Genomic DNA, 17,404 nt, shown 5'->3' with positions numbered 1-17,404 from the left:
GTCGGCCCATGCCAGTCATTACCTTTGTCGCCCATGACGGGGCGTCTTTCGAAGTCGAAGCCGCAGCGGGCAGCAACCTTATGCAGGTAGCGCTCAACAACGGCATCGACGGCATTCTCGGCGAGTGCGGTGGCGCTTGCAGTTGCGCCACCTGCCATTGCTACCTCAGCGAAGCCGATTTCGCCCGGGTGCCCGCGCCCGGATCGATGGAACGGGACATGCTCGACTGCGTCGCCGAGCCCGAGCCCACCAGCCGCCTGGGTTGCCAGGTGGTGATCAGCGACGACATGGACGGTCTGGTGGTGCGCATGCCCGCCTCGCAGTACTGAGCCTGACAAGCTTCCGACAACGACAAGAAAGGAGAAGCGTGGTCATGATGCCGCGTGTGATTTTCGATGCAGAACACCAGCAGTTCCGCGACAGCGTGCGCCGCTATGTGCAGGGTGAAATCGGCCCCAAGGCCGAGGGCTGGCGCGAGGCCGGACGGGTTGATCGGCAGGCCTGGCTGGATGCGGGCGCCCAGGGCTACCTGTTGATGTGGGCGCCCGAGGAATATGGCGGGCTGGGGATCGATGATTTCCGTTACGACCAGATTCTCTATGAAGAGAACGTGCGCTACGGCGAGGTCGGGTTCTACCTGCAACTGCATTCGCGGTTGGTGGCGCCCTACATCGGCCATCACGGCAGCGAGGAACAGAAGGCGCGCTTCCTGCCGCGCTGCATCAGCGGCGAGAGCATTCTTGCGGTGGCGATGACCGAGCCCGGCGCCGGCTCCGACCTGGGCGGCATGAAAATGCGTGCCGAGGACCGTGGCGACCACTGGCTGCTCAATGGCTCCAAGACCTACATCTCCAACGGCCTGATTGCCGATGTGGTGCTGGTGGCGGCGCGTACCGTACCCGATGCCAAGTACGGCATCGGCCTGTTCCTGGTGGAAGAGGGCATGCCCGGCTTCAGCCGCGGGCGCAAGCTGGACAAGATGGGCCTTGATGCCCAGGACACCGCCGAGCTGTTCTTCCAGGATGTGAAAGTGCCCAAGGCCAACGTGCTGGGCGACCCCACCAAGGGCTTCAGCTACATGATGCAGGGCCTGGCCGAGGAACGCCTGACCGGCTCGGTGATGTCCCTGGCCAGCGCCCAGACCGCCTTCGACTTGACCCTGGAATTCATCCAGGAGCGCAAGGCCTTCGGCCGCAGCGTCGGCAGCTTCCAGAACTCGCGGTTCAGGATGGCCGAGCTGCGCAGCCAACTGGACTCGCTGCAGACCTTCCTCGACCAGTGCGTGCTGCTGCACAACAAGCGCGAGCTGAGCGCCGAGGTGGCGGCCCAGGTCAAGCTGCTGACCTCGGAGCTGGAGGGCAAGGTGATCGACGAGTGCCTGCAGCTGTTTGGCGGGGCGGGCTACATGGAGGAATACCGTATTTGCCGTATGTACCGGGATGCGCGGATTACCCGGATCTTCGCCGGGACCAGCGAGATCATGAAGGAGATCATCGGACGCGGGTTGGGGCTGGATGATCGGAAGGGATAAAGTCGGACCCCATCGCTGACATACCAGCGATGGGGTCCATCAGATCAACTGCATCTGCCGCGCCAGCGACACCGCTTCGGTACGGCTGCGCGCCCCCAGCTTGGCGCTGATGCTGCGCAAGTGGGTGCGCACCGTGGTTTCCGAGACGAACAGGCGGTCGGCCATGTCGTTGTTGCGCATCCCGGTTTCCAGCAGCGCCAGCACTTCGAACTCGCGCTGCGACAGGCTGATCTGCGCCTTCGCCATTTCCGCCGCCGAATTCACCAGCGGTGCGAGCCGGGCGATGAAGCGCTCCAGCAGTGAGTCCTGGCCGCGCAAGGTCGCGCGGTTGCGCTCGCACCACTGACTGGCCAGGTGACAGAGCTGCTCGCCTTCGTCCAGGAAGACCCGGTAATAGCCTTCGCTGATGGCGTGGCGCAGCGGCGCCTCCAGCACCCGCAGTGCCCCGGCCTCGTCGCCACTGCCGACCATGGCGCGGGCCAGCAGCATCTTCAACTCCATGGCCCGACGCACCCGGCCCACCGCCTCGGCGGCGTCCACCGCTTGCCGCAGGTGTTCGATCGTCTGCGCCGCCGGGGTGCCATGGGCCGCCAGACGCAGGCTCATCATCGGTGCCCAGTCGGCATCGTAGACGCAGGCCACCAGCACACCGGATTGCTGCTGGCCCAACTGCACCGTAGAACGCCGGCAGGCATAGCTGGCGCCCGTGAGATCGCCCTGGCGCCAGGCCAGCCAGGCTCGACCGAGCCAGGCGGCGCTGCTCAGCCGCGGGATGGCGTGGATGCTGCCCAGTGAATCCAGTTCGTCGAGGTATTCGTTGGCCAGTTGCGGCGCGCCGTTGATGGCGTGGATCCGCGACACCAGCAGGTGAGCCTGGATCAACTGGTCCGGGGTGCCGTTCTCGGCGATCAGTGGCATTACCCGGGTTAGCACCTGCAGGCAGCGTGCGGTTTCGTCCCGTTCATACAGGGCGATGGCCAGGGTCACGTCACTGAGGCTGGCCCGTTGCAGGTAGGGCGAGTGGTTCGGCCGTTCGCCGCCGAGCTGGCTGAGGGCGGTACTCAGGCGCGCCTGGATCAGGTCGAGTGAGCCGCTGCCGGTGATGGTCAGCGCCTGGTTGAACGAGGACTGCCGCACCTGCGGCGAGGACATCCGCGCCAGATGCCGGCGTGCGATGGCGAAATCATTTCGGGCAATCAGCGCGTAGATCACGATGTGCATCAGCACCAATTGATGGAAGTCCAGTTCGCCTTCTGCCGGGTCGCTGTCGATTTGCGCCAGGTCGAGGCTTTCATGGGTGCGGTCGGCCATGCTCAGGCTGACCGCGCGCACGGTCGGCATCTGGCGGCTGAGTTCCGCCGGCAGGTCGGGAAAGTCGCGCAGGTTGGCGAGGTAGCGCAGCGCTTCGTCGTGACGGCGGTTCAGGCCCAGGGCCCAGGCCATGGTCAGGGTCAGGCGCGGGTGGTTGCCGAAATGCTCACCGGGTAGCTGATCGAGCCAGCGCAACAGCAGGCGCGCGCGACCTTGCACCAGCAGCTCGGGGGACAGTGCCTCCAGCAACCGGACCGCCGCGTCGCTGCAACCGGCCTGCAGGTAGTGGTTGATCGCCAGGATCGGGCGCCCGCGTCGCTGATACCAGTCTGCGGCGCGGCGCTGGATATCGCGGTGCTGCCCGGCGCCGGCCGCGGCCTTGAGCACAGTGGCGAACACACTGTGGTAGCGCCAGGTCTTGTGCTGCGGATCGACCCGGACGATGAACAACTGGTGTTTTTCCAGCCAGGCGATCATGGCTTCGCTGTCCTGGCGTTGCAGGACGTGGTCGCAGGTGTCGGCGTCGAATTCGTCGAGGGCGCAGGACGCAAGCAGGAATTCCCGCACGGGCTCAGCGAGGGTGGCGAGCACCCGCAACGACACCATTTCAGTCATCGAGGCGCGCCCGTCGCCGAAGCGTTGCAGCAGTTCGGCGTCACTCAGCGGGCCCTGCACCGTGGCGCAGAACAGGCCGAGAAAGGCCGGCCAGCCTTCGCTCTTGCGGTGCAGCAGGGTGATTTGCGCGTCGCTCAAGTGGTGACCGGGGCGCTGCTGGAACAGCCGCTGGGTTTCCTCGTGGGTGAAATTGAGTTGGTGCGCGGTGATCTCCAGGATCGCGCCCTGGGCCCGCAGACGCGGCACGCCGATGCTTGGCAGGGTGCGCGAGCCGATGATGACCTCGCTCTCGGGGCCGATGCGTTTGAGCAACTCGCGCATCAAGCTGAGGATGCCTTCGTTGCTGATGGCTTCGAACTCATCGAGGAACAGGCAGATCGGCGCGCCCAGCAGCAGGTGTTCCATGCGCTCGAACAGGTTGCCGCCTGACGCGGGTTCCAGGGCGAAGGCGCGTTCGAGGCGCTGGAGGAAGTGACCGATGTCATTGTCCCGCTCCGACAAGGTCAACCAGGCGCAGGCCCGGTGTGCCGAGCGTTCCTCGAAGAATTGCCGGAGCAGGGTGGTTTTGCCGAAACCCATCGGCGCATGAACCAGGGTCAGCGCCCGAAGTGGTTGTTGGTTGAAGCGTTCGAGCAGGTGCACGCGGCGAAAGGTGACGGCTTGGCCAGGGCCGGGCTTCTGGATGGCCTGGCGCGTGGCTTCGGGGTGATGAATGGCGACGGCTTGCATGGGCTCTCCCTCACGAGGGTGCGGGCTGCCCGCGCGAGGCGGGCAGGGCGGCGCTCAATTCATGTGTTTTTCGAGGGTTTCGTACTGCATCAGGATGCAGTGTTCGAGCCCCGAATAGACCACGTCGATGTTGTCCAGTGCGCCGGTCTTGAGGCCTTTCCAGCAGTACTCGGCGGCGACGAAATCCTCGTTGCCGAACACCCCCAGCACGGTGTCGTAGGAGGTCTTGTACAGCGCTTCGGACTTGGCGTTGTCGGCCTTGTTGAGGGTCAGCATGTGGTAGTCCACCTGGGTTTTGCCGGCTTCGGTGGGGATCACGATCATCACGCTCATGTAGTACGGGCTGGTGATCAGCACGGTGTTGGGGAACAGCAGGTAGGCGTGGGTGATGGTCTTGTGGATGTTCTTTTCGTTCTCCAGACCGTCGGGAGCGAATTCGACCTTGCCGGAGATCTGCCGCAAATGGTCGCCCATGCGGGTGACCACGGTGGGCACGTCGGCGAACAGCGGGCCCACCGATTTGGCGTGCAGGCGCTGCACGTGATAGCCCTCGAGGAAGGGTTCGATCACCTGCTTCCAGTTGGACTCGAGGTGGAAGGTCTTACGCCCGTAAAGGTGCTGTTCGTTCAGGGCCAGGGCGTTGAGGTCGGCGAGGATGTCGTCGCCCAGCAGGCTGAAATCGCCCTCGGCGTCACGGTCGAGAATGGCCCAGATGATGCCGCCGGCTTCCTTGCTGGGCAGTTCCACCAGGTTGCGTTTTTCCTTGTTCAGGCAGGCGAAGGTCTCGGCGCGGGCAACCCCGGCGAGGTTGCCGTCGAGCTTCCACGACCAGGCGTGGTACGGGCAGGTGATGCGCGCGCTTTTCTGTGGCTCGCAGCCGGGTACCAGGGTCGAGCCCTTGTGCATGCAGGCGTTGATGAACACGTGCACCACACCCTCGCGGTCGCGGGAGACGATCAGCGGTACACCGTAGGCATCGTGCGGCAGCAGGCTGCCTGCCTCCGGCAGCATGGCCGAGACGGTGATGGCTACCGGCAGGCGGCGGAAGACCTTTTCCTGCTCCCTGGCGTACACCGCGTCGTCGAGAAACATCGCGGTGGGGCGGGTCGCTTCGATCACCGGGGTGGTGGCTTCGTCGTGGGCCGGGATGGCGCGGATGGCTTCGATCTGACTGGCTGTCAGGTCATTCAAACGCTGGTAACGGATCTGGGTTTCAACGCTCATGGCGGGGTCCTTTTTGTTGTTTTCGAAGGGCTTTGCAGGGGACTCACGATTTAACTAATGGCATTAGGTTATTTCGCGTTCCCGCTAAATACAAGCCCCGATCTGGCCGGTCGTCGCGGCGTCTGACGTGAATCAACACAGGCTGCATTCCCTGTCGCTCGCTGCGCCAAATCGTCGGAAGCGACGACGGCAAAGGGTTTTCGCCTCACTACCATCGCTGCCGACGGCTCGGTTTTTCGCGAGCTTTTTTCTTACTGAACGGGAGTCGCTCGTGGCTGACGCTTATCTCTACGACCATGTCCGCACGCCTCGGGGACGCGGTCGCTCCGACGGCGCTCTGGCGCAAATCACCCCTGTCCAGTTGGCGGCGCAGACCCTCATCGCGCTGCGCCAACGCAATGGCCTGGACACCGCGCAGATCGACGATGTGATCCTCGGTTGCGTGGCACCCATCGGCGAGCAGGGCGCCAACATCGCGCGTCTTGCGGCCATCGTCGCCGACTACGCCGAACAGGTGCCGGGGCAGCAGATCAACCGCTTCTGCGCCTCGGCGCTGGAGGCGGTGAACCTGGCCGCCGCAGTGGTTTCCAGCGGTCAGGCCCAGGCGGTGGTCGCCGGTGGTGTCGAGTCGATGTCGCGCACACCGATGGGCGGCGATGGCGGCCCCTGGTACGCCGATCCGCAGACCAACTGGAAGTCGTACTACACGCCGCAGGGCATCGGTGCCGACCTGATTGCCACCCTCGATGCCTACCGCCGCGAAGACATCGACGCCTTCGCCGTGGAAAGCCAGCGTCGCGCTGCCCATGCCTGGGCCGCGGGCTATTTCGACGGCTCGGTGATTCCGGTGCGCGATGTCATCGGTGAGGTGGTGCTGGCCCGCGACGAACACCTGCGCGCTGGCACCACCGTCGCCGATCTGGCCCGGCTCAAGGCGGCGTTCACCGCCATGGGCGAAAGCGGCTACGACGCCCTGGCCCTGCAACGCTACCCGCAGGTCGAGCGCATCGAACATGTGCACACCGGCGGCAACTCGTCGGGCATTGTCGACGGCGCCAGTGCCGTGCTGGTCGGCAGCCGTGCCTACGGCGAGCGCAACGGGCTCAGGCCGCGCGGCCGGATCCTCGGTTTCCAGTCGATCGGCAGTGAGCCGACCATCATGCTCACCGGCCCTGCGCCCTGCAGCGCGAAGCTGCTGCAACGCCTGGGCCTGGGCTTCGACGATATCGACCTGTTCGAGGTCAACGAAGCGTTCGCCTCGGTGGTGATGCGCTTCATGCGCGAGACCGGCGTCGGCCACGACCGGATCAACGTCAACGGCGGCTCCATCGCCCTCGGCCACCCCCTGGGCGCCACTGGCGCGATGCTGGTGGGCACCGCCCTCGATGAACTGGAACGCCGTGGCGGCCGCCGCGCGCTGATCACCCTGTGCGCGGCAGCGGGCATGGCTACCGCCACCGTGATTGAACGGCTCTGAAGGATGATGACCATGCACAACCTTACTCTCACGATCGATGCCGACGGCGTCGCGCTGATCGGCATCGACGTTCCGGGACGCAGCCTGAACATCCTCACCGCAGACCTGCAGCAAGAGCTGGCCACGGTCTTTGACCAACTGGCCGGCAACGAGGCAGTCAAGGGCGTGGTGATCCACTCGGCCAAGGCCCGTGGCTTTATCGCCGGCGCCGACTTGCTGGAACTGGTGAAGAACTTCGAGCGCGGTACCACCAAGGTCCAGGCCCGCGACCAGAGCGCCAGCCTGCAACGCCTGACCCGGCGCATGGAAACCTGCGGCAAGCCGGTGGCCACCGCCATCGGCGGGTTGGCCCTCGGCGGCGGTCTGGAACTGGCCCTGGCCACCCATTACCGCGTGCTGGCGGATGATCCTGCCGCCCAAGTGGGCCTGCCGGAAGTCAGCGTCGGCCTGCTGCCCGGCGGCGGTGGCACCCAGCGCCTGAGCCGCTTGATCGGCGTGGCCCAGGCCCTGCCGTTGCTACTCGAAGGCAAACCGGTGGGCCCGCAGCGGGCGCTGGAATTGGGCATCGTCGACGCGCTGGCCGAACCTGCACAACTGATCGCCAAGGCCCGGGCCTGGGTGCTGGCCAATCCGCAGGCCAGCCAGCCCTGGGACCGCAAAGGCTGGAAACCCGCTGACCTGCGCCAACTGGCGTATCCCAACGGGCCGTTGACGGCGAAAATCCTCCAGGCCCATGTGGCCTCACGGGGCAATTTCCCGGCGCCGTTGGCGATCCTTTCCTGTGTCGGCGAAGGCTTGCAGGTGGATATCGACACTGGCCTGCGCATCGAGGCCAACTATTTTGCACAACTGCTGACCAGCCCGGTGGCGCGCAACCTGATCCGCACCCAGTTCATCAACAAGGCCGCCGCCGAGAAACTCTCGCGTCGTCCACAAGGCCCGGAGCGCGTGCGGTTCAGCCGTATCGCGGTACTCGGCGCCGGGCAGATGGGCGCCGGTATCGCCCAGGTCGCGGCGCAGGCCGGTATGACTGTGGTGTTGCTGGACGCTTCCCTGGACCAGGCCCGCGCCGCTCACCAACGTATCGCCGACGATCTGGGCAAGGCAGTCAAACGCGGCACTCTGCGCCAGGACCAGGCCGATGCGGCCCTGGCGTTGATCCGTCCGACCGCCACTTACCAAGATCTGGCCGACGCCGAGCTGGTGGTCGAAGCGGTCTTCGAGGATCTGGCAATCAAGGCCGAAGTGACCCGTCGCGCCGTCGAGGTGCTGCCGGCGGGCGTGTTGTTCGCCAGCAACACCTCGACCTTGCCGATCTCGCTGCTGGCCGAGGCTTTCGCCCGTCCCGAGAACTTCATTGGCCTGCATTTCTTCTCTCCGGTGGAGCGCATGCCACTGGTGGAGGTCATCCGCGGTCGCGCTACCAGCGACCCGACCCTGGCCAGGGCGCTGGACTTCATCGGTCAGTTGAAGAAAACCCCGATCGTGGTCAACGACAGCCCGGGCTTCTTCACCAGCCGGGTGTTCGGCAGCTACGTCGATGAAGGTTTCCTGATGCTCAAGGAGGGTATCAGCCCGCAATTGATCGAGCAGGGCGCGCGCCAGGCCGGCATGCCGGTAGGGCCGTTGGCGGTGGCCGACGAGGTGTCGCTGGAACTGCAGCTCAAGGTGCATCGCCAGGCCCTCGAGCTGAACCTTGACGAGCGTTTCCAGCGCGGCGCGGCCATCGACCTGGTGAAGGCGATGGTCCACGAGTTGCAACGGCCGGGGCGCCGCGCCGGCGGTGGTTTCTACGAATACCCGGAAGGCGCCGCCAAGCATCTGTGGCCCGGCCTTGCCAGCCACTGGCCGGTGGCGGAGCACCAGCCAGAGTTGGAGGAAGTTCGCCTGCGCGTATTGACCATTCAGGCGCTGGAAGCTGCGCGCTGCGTGGAAGAGGGTGTGGTCAGCGAAGCGGCGGACGCCGACCTCGGCTCGACCCTGGGGATCGGCTTCCCGACCTGGACGGGCGGTGTGCTGTCGTACATCGACACGCTGGGTGCCGGCGCCTTCGTCGCCCAGTGCGATGCCCTTGCCGAGCGTTGGGGCGAGCGTTATCGGCCTTCGGCGTGGCTGCGCCAACGGGCCACGGCGAGACAGAGCTTCCACCCCAGCCTGCTGTCGGCGTAAGGCGGGTCCAGGATGAGCGGATTTCCTCTCGATCCCCGTCGCGGCGATGCCTTCGCCGCCGACAATGGCCTGCTGGTGCGAACCTGTGTGATCGGTGCTGGCGTGATGGGCGCCGGCATCGCCTACACCTGTGCCTTCAATGGCCTGCCGGTGCGCCTGAAGGACGTGCGTCAGGCGCCGCTGGACCAGGCCATGGCCCAGGTTCGCCGGCTGCTGGCCCGCCAGGTCGGGCAGGCGCGTCTTGATCCGGAGGCTGCGGCCAATATCGCCGCAGCGATCCATCCACAACTGGATTACCAGGGCTTCGAACGCGCCAGCGTGGTGATCGAGGCGGTGGTCGATAACCTCGGCATCAAGAACAAGGTGCTGGGGGAAGTGGAAGGACTGGTGAGTGCCGATGCGGTGCTGCTGAGCAACACCTCGTCGCTGCGCATCGACGACCTCGCCGCGGCCTTGCAGCGCCCGGACAACTTCGCCGGGCTGCACTTCTTCAACCCGGCCCCGGTGATGCCGCTGGTGGAGGTGATCCGTGGTCGCCTGACCAGCGACTACACCGTGCAGACCGCGGTCAAGCAGGCCTTGGCCATGGGCAAGGTGCCGATCGTGGTACGCGACGGGCCGGGCTTTCTGGTCAACCGCATTCTGATGGCCTACATGCACGCCTTCCTGCGGCTGCTGGCCGACGGGGTGGATTTCGCCCGGGTCGACCGGGTCGCCGAAGCCTTCGGTTGGCCCATGGGGCCGGCGTACCTGGAGGACGTGGTGGGGCTGGATATCGGCTCGCATTCCTGCGACCTGATTTTCGCCGGCTATCCGCAGCGGATGCCGGGCATCGCCAACGACGCCATTCGCATCCTGCTGGCCGCCGGCCTGCTCGGACAGAAAAGCGGCGCCGGGTTTTATCTGCACGAAACGGACAGCGATGGCCGCCCGGCCAGGCAAGTGAACCCGGCCGCGCGGCAGTTGCTGGCCGAGCACATTGGTCCGGTGACCGATGAACTGTCCGACGGCGCGATCATCGAGCGGTTGATGCTGGCGATGATCGTCGAGTCAGTGCACGCCCTGGAGGAAGGCGTGGTCGCCAGCGCCGCCGAACTGGACCGGGCGCTGCTGCTGGGCATCGGTTTTCCCGCCTGGCGCGGCGGTGCTCTGCGCTATGCCGACGAACTGGGCGCGGCCAGGGTGCTGGCCCGCTGTGAACATTATCGCCACCTCGGCGACGCCTATGCGCCGCCGCCACTGTTGCGGGCCCTGGCGCGCGAGGGTGGCCGTTTCCATGACGGGGGCGCCGATCCGGGCGACCCGCGAACCTGATGAAAGGACCTCTGACCATGCACCAACCCTTCAGCTACATCACCTACGAGACCCGCGGCGCTGTGGCGCTGCTCTCGCTCAATCTGCCGCACAAACTCAATGGCATGAGCGCGCCGATGCAGGCCGAGATCCGTGCCGTGCTGGAACACCTGCAGACCCAAGGCGACGTGCGGGCGCTAGTCATCACCGGCAGCGGCCGGGCCTTCTGCTCCGGCGCCGATCTCGGCGATATCAGCCAGAAAGGCGATGGCCGCGCCCAGGCCGAGAGCACCTACCGGGCGATGGTCGAGCAGTCCAACCCGATGATTCTTGATATCCGCCAGTCGCGGATTCCGGTGGTGGCGGCGGTCAACGGCATTGCTGCCGGGGCCGGGGCGAGCCTGGCGCTGGCCGCCGATGTGGTGGTGGCGGGGCGCTCGGCGAGTTTTCTCATGCCTTTCGCGCCGCGTCTGGGCATCGTCCCCGATCTTGGCGCCACCTGGCTGTTGCCGCGCTTGCTGGGCGAGGCGCGGGCGCGGGCGGCGCTGTTGCTGGGCGAGCGCATCAGCGCCGAGCAACTGGAGCAATGGGGTGGGATCTGGGCCTGCGTCGAGGACGCCGAACTGCTCGACACCGCCCTGGAACTGGCCGGGCGCCTGGCGGCTTCGCCTCGTCACTCGGCAGAGGAATTGAAACGCGCGCTGGACTGCGCCGAACACAATTCCCTGGCCGAGCAATTGCAGTACGAAGCCGACCGCCAGCGCGAACTGATCGCTCACGCGGATTTCCAGGAAGGTGTGGCTGCGTTTCTTGGCAAGCGCGCCCCGGTATTTCCCTGATCTGCAACCTTGGCAGAGCGTCAGGGTTGCCAATCTATATGCGTTAGGTTTAGCTTAGGCACCGTTTGCAAAACAATAAGAACAGTCCAGGCATCGACGCTCTACCACGGGGGTCGGTGCACTTAACTGAGTGCCCGTGCAAATGCCTTCATCGTCTTTCGCTGAGCCTCTCACCCTGCGCCTGATCGAGCGGCCGCGGCTGCTGGAACCCTTGCTGGCGCAGATCCGCCGGCAGCGGGTGAGCTTTATCCAGGGCCCCGCCGGCAGCGGCAAATCAGTGCTGCTGGACCAGGCGTTCCAAGCCGTGGCCGGGCAGTTGCAGACCGCCCGGCTGTCGCTGGCGTCCAGCCCCCTGAGCAACACCTCCCTGCGCGCCTCTCTGTTATCGCTGTTTTCCCGATTGTGCGGGCAGGACCGTGGGCGGGCGCCGTTCGTGATCTTCATTGACGATGCCGACCAGTTGCTCGGGCGCACCGATCCTTCGGTGCTGCGCCAGTGCCTGAGCAGCCTGCCGGCCCAAGGCAAGCTGGTGATCGCCAGCCGGCGCAAGCTGGCGCTGCATCACTTCGGCCTGGCCAGCGAACCCGGTGAGCCGCTGCAACTGGGGCAACTGCTGTTCACCCCGCAAGAGCTGCGTCAGGCCTTGAGCCGGCACGGCCAGCCGCTGGACGCGGCGGCGCTGATGGCAGCGTGGCGTTTCAGCGAAGGCTGGCCGGCGGTGCTGGCGTTGCTCTGCGCCAGTGATGTCGAGGACGGTTCGCTGGATGCCGAGCACATGCTGCAGGCATGGTTCGAGGAAGAACTGTTCAGTGACCTCGGCCCCGCGTTGTTGCGCTTCGCCTTCGAGGCTAGCGCCGTAGGTCAGATCCAGACGCAATTGCTCGACTGGGTGCGCGGGCGCTGCGACAGCCAGGGCCATATCCGCGGCCTTGCTCATGAGCACGGTCTGTTGCTGGACGGCGGCACGCGCTTGCCGCGTCCATTGCTGGCAACCCTGCGTCGCCAGCACCGGCGTGACGCGCCGCTGCGGGTCAGGGAACTGCACCGCGCCGCGCTGGAAACCCTGCTCGACCTGCAGCGCCTGGAGCCGGCGCTGGAACAGGCCTATCAACTGGGTGATCGGCCGTTGCTGCTGGGTTTGCTCCAGCGTCATGGGCACAGCTTGTTGTGTCAGGGGCGGATGCGTTCGTTAAGTCGCTGGCTCGGCGAACTGGACGCCGCCGGCCTGCTGGAGAGTATCCCCCGCCTGCAACTGACCCTGGCCTGGGCCTTGCTGTTCAGCAACGACCAGGCCGGCGCCCTGGCGATGGTTACGCGCTTGCGCGCCGGGCCCCGGGATGGCGAGCTGGACGCAGACCTCTGCGCTCTGGAACTGACCTCACTGAGCATGCGCGACCAGGTACAACTCGGCCTGGCCCAAGCCGACCTGCGCCGCGCCAATGCAGACGCAGGTGGTTTCGCCGGCGGCGTGCAGCAGTGCACCCGGGCGCTGCTGCACCTGCTGGATGGCGAGCTGCAAGCGGTGGAGGACTGGCTGACCCGGCGCCTGGACTCCCTCGACAGCCAGTCCGGCGCTTTCGTCGGTGCCTATGCCCGGGCGATTCTGGCCATGGGCGCGCTGCTGCGTGGCGAGCCTGACCAAAGCCGAAACTGGTTGCGTCAGGCCCGCGAACAATTGGCGGGCGAGCAGACGCCTTCCCACGGCAATTCCCTGCTTGCCACGCTGCAAGCTCTGGCGCTGTACGAAAGCGGCCGCATCGACGAGGTTCGGCAACTGCTTGAACTGCACCTGCCGCTGCTGCGCCAGACCGGCTTGCTGGACCAGATCATCCTTGCCCACAAGCTCTATGCGCGGATCCTGCTGAACCACGAACAGGGCAGCGCGGCGCTGGAGGTGTTGGCGGCGCTGGAGTGCCTGGGCCGTGACGGGCAACTGCCGCGCATGGTCATTTGCGCGAGGCTGGAGCAGGCCCGTTGCGCCCTCAGCCGTGGCGACCTGGCCCAGGCCCGTGCGCTGTTCGACGAAGCCGCCGAACAGCGCGGCACCGAGCAGGTTCGCCGCTACGCCTTCCTGCCCAGCGACAGCGACAGTTTCGAACTGCTCGGCGCACGCCTAGCGCTGGCCGAAGGCCGTGACGACGGGCTGGTGGAGGGCCTTGCCGCCGAGCTCGAGCGGGGGCTCGGCAGCGATCGCCTGCGCCGCGCGCTGAGCATTCGCATCCTGCTGGCATTGGCGCTGGAGCGCCGCGGCCACGAGCACGCCGCCTTGCGCATGATTGAAGCGGCGCTGTCGTTCGCCGCACCACGGGGCCTGAAGCAGGCCTTTCTTGACGAAGGCCCGGCGGTGTTGGCGCTGGTGCAGCGAGTGGGGCAGGGCGTGTCGTCGCTGGCGACCTTCGCCGCCAGTCTGCTGCTGGGTAGCGGACTGAGCCTCGAGCACCAGCCGGCAACCGTGCCGGTGAACGCCAGCCTGCTCACCGCCAAGGAAGTCCAGGTGCTGGCGCTGATGGCCAGCGGGCAGAGCAACGATGCGCTGGCGCGGCTGTTGTTCGTCTCGGAAAGCACGGTGCGCACCCACCTGCGCAGTATCAACGCCAAGCTCAACGCCCGCAGTCGTCTGGAAGCCCTGGCGATCGCCCGGCGCGAAGGGCTGATCGCTGGCTGAACCACGGGAAAATCGTCGGAAACGATGAGGAAGGCGCCGGCCTCCCTACTCGATACTCACCCCGAACCTCGCGAACGGCCGCGGCCCAGGGCCTGCCGTTCGTTATCACAACACAGAGAAAGGGGCGACATGATGCAGACACGGACGCGGCAAGCGGACCTGCCACTGTCGGGGGTACGGGTGGTGGAGTTGTCCTTCGGCCAACTGGAAATGTGCGGTCGGTTTCTCGCCGACCTGGGTGCCGAGGTGATCCTGGTGGAGCCCCTCGGCGGCGTGCCATCGCGGCATGCGGCGCCGTTGTACGCGGGCCGCAGCTTGCGGTTCGCCAGCCACAACGCCAACAAGCGCAGCGTCGAGCTGGACCTGGACAACGCCGCCGGGCGCGAGGCCCTGGGCCGGCTGCTGGACAGCGCACAGATCTTCCTCGAAGGCGCGCCTCGTGGCTGGCTGGAACGCAGCGGTCTGGCTGCGCACCTGCGCCCTGATCTGGTCACCCTGGCGATCAGTGCCTTTGGCCGCAACGGACCTTACGCCGACTTCCAGGCCAGCAACACCGAGCTGCTGGCGATGGGCGCGGTGCTGGCCCGCTCCGGTATCAAGGGCGAAGCGCCGTTGCTGCCGCCTGGCGAACTGGCCGAGGAAAGCGCCGCGCTGCAGGCCGCCTGGGTGGTCCTCAGCGCTTACTGGAACTGCCTGAATGGCGGTCTCGGTGGTGTGCTGGATTTCTCCATCCATGCCTCGACCCTGCAGGTCCTCGACCCGGGCATGGGCGTGACCGGCAGTGCCGCCGGTGGTCGCAGCGCTCTGGAACTGGCGCCGCGTGGCAGGCCGCCGCGAGGTAATGGCTACCCGATCTTCCCGTGTCTGGACGGCGCCGTGCGTATCTGTCTGCTCAATCCACGGCAGTGGCAGGGCATGTCGACCTGGCTGGGGGACGATCATCCCTTCACCGATCCGTCCTTTGCCAACCTGGCCAAGCGCTTCAAGGTGATCCGCGAAATCAATGCGCTGATCGCCGAGCTGTTCCGCCAGCGTCCGGCGGCCGAACTGGTCAGCGAAGGCCAGCGCCGCGGCGTGCCGATCGCTGCGGTGGCAACGCCCGGTCAGGTGCTGGAAGACCCGCACTTTCTCGCCCGCAACAGCTTCGTCGATTTGCCGCTGGGTGAAGGGCTCAGCGGCCGGGTGCCCGGCGGCTATGTCGAGATCGACGCCTTGCCTGCCGGTATCCGCCAGCCGGCGCCTCTGCTTGGCGAGGCCAATGGGTTGTCGAGCGACAGCGTCGCTGCGCCCCCGGTTGTTGAACGGCATCCCCGACGTCCGTTCGCCGGCATTCGCGTGCTCGACCTCGGGGTCATCGTCGCCGGCGCCGAACTGGGCCGTCTGCTGGCGGACCAGGGCGCCGAGGTGATCAAGGTGGAGAGCCGCGACTACCCCGACGGCCTGCGCCAGTCGCTGGACAATGCGCCCATGAGCATTTCCTTCGCCCAGGGCTCGCGGGGCAAGCAGTCGTTCGGCCTGAACCTGCGCGATCCTCGCGGGGTGGCGCTGTTCAAGCAACTGGTGGCCGACGCCGACGTGGTGCTGTCCAATTTCAAGCCCGGCACCCTGGAGTCGCTGGGCATTGGCTACGAGGTGCTGGCGGCGATCAAGCCGGACATCATCATGGCCGACAGCAGCGCCCTAGGTAACCACGGCCCGTCCAGCAGCAGCATGGGCTACGGCCCGCTGGTGCGCGCAGCCACCGGGCTGACCTGGTTGTGGCGCTACCCCGGCAGCGACGACGGTTTCAGCGACAGCACGACCATCTTCCCCGACCACTTCGCCGCGCGGATTTCCGCGGCGGCCATTGCCGCGCTGCTGGTGCGTCGCCAGCAGCGGGGTATCGGCGGGCGGGTCAGCGTCTGCCAGGCCGAGGCTATTCTCGGTGCGCTGTCCACGGCGTTCCTCGAAGAATCGCTGCGCCCGGGCAGCTTCGTGCCCCAAGGCAATCGCAGCCGCTTCGTGGCGCCGAGCGGCGTCTTTCCCTGCGCGGGCGATGACGAGTGGTGCGCCATCAGCGTGACCTCCGACGCCCAGTGGCGGCGCCTCTGCGAAGTACTGGAACGGCCCGACTGGCTCGACGCTGCACACCTCGCCAGCGTCGACGGCCGCCTGGCCCGGGCCGAGGAACTGGAGGCCGGGATTGCCACCTGGACCGCACAGCACACGCCGCTGCAAGTCCGCGACCAACTCCAGGCTGCGGGCATCCCTGCCGGCAATATGCTGCGCCTGGACCAGATGGCCAGCGACCCGCAGCTATTGGCCCGCGGCTTTTTCAGCACCTTGCGCCAGCCCGGCCTGTCCGCGCCGCTGCTGACCGAAAACACCCCGGCCCTCGGTCCGCTGCCCGAGCCGGAGATTCGCCCCGCACCTTTCCATGGCGAACACACCCTGGCCCTGGCCGAGCGCCTGCTGGGCCTGGATAGCGCCGCCCGCGAGGCGCTGGTCGCCGCCAGTGTGCTCGAACCCCTGTCTGCCGAAACCGCCGCCTGGCTCGCCGAGCGCGAAGCCCCGATCCCTGAGGAGCCCCGTCCATGAACCGCCCAACCTTCGAGACCCTGGAACTGCTGCTGGAAGACGGCATCGCGCTGATCTGCCTGAACCGCCCGGAGCAGCTCAACGCCTTCACCCCCGTGATGGTCCGGGAGTTTCTCCAGGCCCTGGACTACACCGACGCCGACGATGAGGTGAAGGCGGTGGTGGTTACCGGTCGTGGCCGGGCGTTCTGTGCCGGCGCCGATCTCTCGGCGGGGGCTGGCGCCTTTGACTATGCAGGCGAGGGCGAAGGGTCCGAGGGCGTGTTCCGCGATGAAGGCGGGCTGATGACGTTGCGCATTTTCCGCAGCCTCAAGCCGATCATCGGTGCGGTCAATGGGGTCGCTGTCGGCGTCGGCGCCACCCTGTTGCTGGCGATGGATGTGCGAGTGGCTTCCTGCGAAGCCCGCTTCGGTTTTGTCTTCGCCCGTCGCGGCATCGCCCCGGAGGCGGCGTCCTCGTGGTTCTTGAGCAAGGCAGTGGGCATTTCCACGGCCCTGCAGTGGTGCTACTCCGGGCGCCTGGTCAAGGCCGACGAGGCGCTGGCCCGCGGTCTGTTGCAGTCCATTCATGAGCCGGACCAGGTGCTCGCGGCAGCCAAGGAGATGGCGCGCAGTTTCATCGACCATAGTGCGCCGGTGTCGCTGGCCGTGACCCGCCAGATGATCTGGCGCATGAGCACGGTGGAGCACCCGATGGACGCCCACTGCCTGGACAGTCGGGTGGTGCAACAGCGCGGTCGTTCGGCGGACGCGCGCGAGGGGGTCGCGGCGTTTCTGCAGAAGCGCCCGGCGCAGTTCAGCGAGCGGGTCTCGACCGATCTGCCGGACTGTTTCGACTGGCACCGCGAGCCGCCGTTTCACTGATTGAAAGGCCGGGGGTGCGGTCGCCAGGGCTTGAAACAGAGCCGTCCGCGCAAAATCGTCGCATCCGACGATGGGGCCGCCAGCATGGATACCGTAGCGTGGGAAGTGGCT

At 66.6% G+C, this 17,404-nt stretch carries 11 protein-coding genes; 9 read left to right on the top strand and 2 right to left on the bottom strand.

Annotated features, from left to right (window positions below):
- Positions 1 to 8 precede the first annotated feature (8 nt).
- Together HWV67_RS07565 and HWV67_RS07560 are read left to right on the top strand one after the other, a co-directional pair.
- Positions 9 to 329: a 2Fe-2S iron-sulfur cluster-binding protein gene (locus HWV67_RS07565; protein WP_175650629.1), complete on the top strand. Its 321-nt coding sequence runs from the start codon at positions 9 to 11 to the stop codon at positions 327 to 329.
- Positions 330 to 376: 47 nt separating this feature from the next.
- Entirely contained in the window at positions 377 to 1,531 is a 1,155-nt protein-coding gene (locus HWV67_RS07560; RefSeq protein WP_175650991.1) for an acyl-CoA dehydrogenase family protein, read from the top strand.
- A gap of 39 nt (positions 1,532 to 1,570) precedes the next feature.
- On the opposite strand, the gene HWV67_RS07555 is transcribed toward HWV67_RS07560, so the two are convergent.
- On the bottom strand, positions 1,571 to 4,186 hold the full coding sequence (locus tag HWV67_RS07555) for a LuxR C-terminal-related transcriptional regulator (protein WP_175650628.1): 2,616 nt from the start codon (positions 4,184 to 4,186) through the stop codon (positions 1,571 to 1,573).
- A 54-nt stretch (positions 4,187 to 4,240) separates the two neighbouring features.
- Positions 4,241 to 5,410 (bottom strand): aromatic ring-hydroxylating oxygenase subunit alpha, encoded by a 1,170-nt coding sequence (locus HWV67_RS07550; protein WP_175650627.1) that lies wholly within the window; start codon positions 5,408 to 5,410, stop codon positions 4,241 to 4,243.
- Positions 5,411 to 5,681: 271 nt separating this feature from the next.
- Here HWV67_RS07550 and HWV67_RS07545 point away from each other — a divergent pair, with 271 nt between their 5' ends.
- From HWV67_RS07545 to HWV67_RS07515, 7 genes are all read left to right on the top strand, one after another.
- Entirely contained in the window at positions 5,682 to 6,887 is a 1,206-nt protein-coding gene (locus tag HWV67_RS07545; protein ID WP_175650626.1) for an acetyl-CoA C-acetyltransferase, read from the top strand.
- Between the two features lie 12 nt (positions 6,888 to 6,899).
- Positions 6,900 to 9,056, top strand: coding sequence for a 3-hydroxyacyl-CoA dehydrogenase NAD-binding domain-containing protein (locus HWV67_RS07540; protein ID WP_175650625.1), 2,157 nt, complete (start codon positions 6,900 to 6,902; stop codon positions 9,054 to 9,056).
- A gap of 12 nt (positions 9,057 to 9,068) precedes the next feature.
- Positions 9,069 to 10,370: a 3-hydroxyacyl-CoA dehydrogenase NAD-binding domain-containing protein gene (locus HWV67_RS07535; protein WP_175650624.1), complete on the top strand. Its 1,302-nt coding sequence runs from the start codon at positions 9,069 to 9,071 to the stop codon at positions 10,368 to 10,370.
- A 17-nt stretch (positions 10,371 to 10,387) separates the two neighbouring features.
- Complete coding sequence (locus HWV67_RS07530; RefSeq protein WP_175650623.1) at positions 10,388 to 11,188, top strand: enoyl-CoA hydratase-related protein; 801 nt, start codon at positions 10,388 to 10,390, stop codon at positions 11,186 to 11,188.
- Positions 11,189 to 11,330: 142 nt separating this feature from the next.
- A complete protein-coding gene (locus tag HWV67_RS07525) occupies positions 11,331 to 13,853 on the top strand; it encodes a LuxR C-terminal-related transcriptional regulator (RefSeq protein ID WP_175650622.1) in 2,523 nt (840 codons plus the stop codon).
- Positions 13,854 to 13,982: 129 nt separating this feature from the next.
- Entirely contained in the window at positions 13,983 to 16,430 is a 2,448-nt protein-coding gene (locus tag HWV67_RS07520) for a CaiB/BaiF CoA transferase family protein (protein WP_175650621.1), read from the top strand.
- Positions 16,427 to 17,293 (top strand): crotonase/enoyl-CoA hydratase family protein, encoded by an 867-nt coding sequence (locus tag HWV67_RS07515; RefSeq protein WP_175650620.1) that lies wholly within the window; start codon positions 16,427 to 16,429, stop codon positions 17,291 to 17,293. Before HWV67_RS07520 ends, HWV67_RS07515 begins: the two co-directional genes overlap by 4 nt.
- Positions 17,294 to 17,404 lie beyond the last annotated feature (111 nt).

The organism is Pseudomonas sp. Marseille-P9899, assembly GCF_903166565.1.
In the GTDB taxonomy this organism is placed as follows: domain Bacteria; phylum Pseudomonadota; class Gammaproteobacteria; order Pseudomonadales; family Pseudomonadaceae; genus Aquipseudomonas; species Aquipseudomonas huaxiensis.
Note: the sequence above shows the minus strand (reverse complement) of the source record. Positions and strands in the feature narration are given on the sequence as shown.